This window comes from Micromonospora sp. M51, assembly GCF_018070305.1.
In the GTDB taxonomy this organism is placed as follows: Bacteria; Actinomycetota; Actinomycetes; order Mycobacteriales; family Micromonosporaceae; genus Micromonospora; species Micromonospora parva.
Genome location: NZ_JAGPXZ010000992.1, coordinates 1 through 1,901 on the forward strand (window position 1 = coordinate 1; position 1,901 = coordinate 1,901).

A 1,901-nucleotide genomic window follows, 5' to 3' on the forward strand; every position below is an offset into this window, starting at 1 on the left:
AGAGTCCAGCCGTGCAGCAGGATGGCGGTGATCTGGGCGTCTGTCGGCCCCGTCGCCTCGACGTTGAGCCGTACGCCGTCCGGCAGACCGACCTCGAACCGCTCCGGCATCGCCACCTCCCCAGGGCCGCCCAGTACCACGAGCACCGGGATACCCGGCGGTAACACCGGCTACCCGCCATCACAGCACGCCAATCGCGCCCTGGCGAACATTCCCGACCGCACCCGCGATGGACGGCGGCGGGCCAAGCTGAACGGCATGGGGTCGTCGGGAGCGCCCATGGGCGCGACGTCGGGGCAGGGGCGGCAGGCCGGCGGTACGCCCCGGGCCGCGCTGGCCGATCTGCTCGCTGGTAACCGGCGGTTCGTCAGCGGCCAGCCGGTGCACGGACACGACGTCACGGCCGCCGCCGCTGCCTCCGGCGACCAGCAGCCGTACGCCGTGGTGCTGGGCTGCATCGACTCCCGGGTGCCGCTGGAGGCGATCTTCGACCAGACCTTCGGCGCGATCTGTGTGATCCGTACCGGCGGGCACGTGCTCGATCGCGCGGTCTGCGGCTCGATCGAGTACGTGGTCGGCCAGCTCGGCGTACCGCTGGTGATGGTCCTCGGCCACGAGCGGTGCGGCGCGGTGGAGGCCACCGTGCGGGCGCTGCGCGCCGGACAGCGTCCCGGGGGGTCGTTGGCGCACCTGGTGGACGAGATCGCCCCGGCGGTGACCGAGGTGGGGATCGACGACCCGGCGGTGCAGCCGCTGGCGATCCGCCGGCACGTCCGGCGCACGGTGCGCATCCTGCGCGCGGACGACCTGCTGGCCGGGCCGGTGGCCGCCGGCCGGGTGGCAGTGGTCGGCGGGCTCTACGACCTGGCCACCGGCGAGGTCGCCCTGATCGATCCAGGCTGACCCGCCCCCTGCTCGACAGGCTGGCCCGACCCGACCCCGGACACGCGAAACCGCCCGCCGGACTGTTCCGGCGGGCGGTTTCGGTTGGTGCGGTGGGGGAGGGCTCAGCCCTCGAAGACGCCGGCCGCGACCAGGCGCTTCTCGGTGGCCTCCCAGCCGTCACCCGGGTGGGTGGCAGCCAGGTTGTTGATCTCCGCCCGGATCTTGGCGGCGTGGCCGGCGGCGGCCAGCACGCGGATCTCCTCGACGAACGCGTCGGAGTCCGTGCGCAGGTGCGCGGTCTTGCCGTTGGTCAGGTTCCGCACGTAGGCGTGCTTGCCGCCGTTGAGCGGGATGAGGTACTTGAACTCGCCCAGCACGCTGAGGGCGCCACCCTGGCCAGCCTGGCCGGCCCGGACGGACGCGCGCGCGGTCTTAGAGGTGTTGCTCGCCACGGAGGTACTCCTTGCAAGACGTACGGGAGGACTGGACGTCCGGGGGCTGTGTGCGGGCCGTACGTGAACTCGACCCGCGAAGGTGTAACGCGGCATAAGCCGCCGGTGGAACTGTACAGGACCACGACATCATGCTGGTCGTCGCGGTGTCCTGAGAGGCAACGGCGACCACCCGTCCGGCTATTCCGACCGGCGATTTTTCCGATTCCCTGGCGCACCACGCGTCACACAAGTCATCATGTGTTGCAGCAGCCACCTGGGTGGACGAGGTCGTAGGGGAAGACGCACCTCGCTCTCCGGGAGGTCACCGTGCCAACGCGTGGCGTCGTATACGTCCACTCGACCCCGCTCGCCGTGTGCTCGCACGTCGAGTGGGCGATCGCGCGCGTCCTAGCCGCGCCGGTCAACCTGCAGTGGACGGCTCAGCCCGTCGACCCCGGCGCACGCCGGGCCGAGTGCGGGTGGACCGGTCGTCCGGGGACGGGCGCCGAGCTGGCCGCTGCCCTACGGCAGTGGCCCATGATCCGTTTCGAGGTCACCGAGGAACCGAGTCCCGGGGCCTCC

Annotated in this window: 3 protein-coding genes and 1 pseudogene; 2 read left to right on the plus strand and 2 right to left on the minus strand. The window is 71.8% G+C overall.

Going from position 1 to position 1,901, the window contains the following annotated elements:
• A pseudogene (locus KBX53_RS36685) lies at nt 1-116 on the minus strand (alpha/beta hydrolase); the annotation flags it as partial.
• Nucleotides 117-279: 163 nt separating this feature from the next.
• On the opposite strand from KBX53_RS36685, the gene KBX53_RS31645 reads away from it, so the two are divergent.
• Complete coding sequence (locus KBX53_RS31645) at nt 280-903, plus strand: carbonic anhydrase (RefSeq protein WP_210863459.1); 624 nt, start codon at nt 280-282, stop codon at nt 901-903.
• Nucleotides 904-1,007: 104 nt separating this feature from the next.
• Here the strand turns inward: KBX53_RS31645 and KBX53_RS31650 are convergent, their stop codons facing one another.
• Nucleotides 1,008-1,337, minus strand: coding sequence for a hypothetical protein (locus KBX53_RS31650; protein ID WP_030330285.1), 330 nt, complete (start codon nt 1,335-1,337; stop codon nt 1,008-1,010).
• Between the two features lie 309 nt (nt 1,338-1,646).
• Here KBX53_RS31650 and KBX53_RS31655 point away from each other — a divergent pair.
• The coding region (locus tag KBX53_RS31655) for a DUF3145 family protein (RefSeq protein ID WP_210863461.1) at nt 1,647-1,901 on the plus strand (255 nt) is incomplete at its 3' end.

What these genes read in the sequence shown, in the direction of transcription:
- KBX53_RS31645 (WP_210863459.1), top strand. Translation starts at nt 280, where the DNA reads ATGGGCGCGACGTCGGGGCAGGGGCGGCAGGCCGGCGGTACGCCCCGG.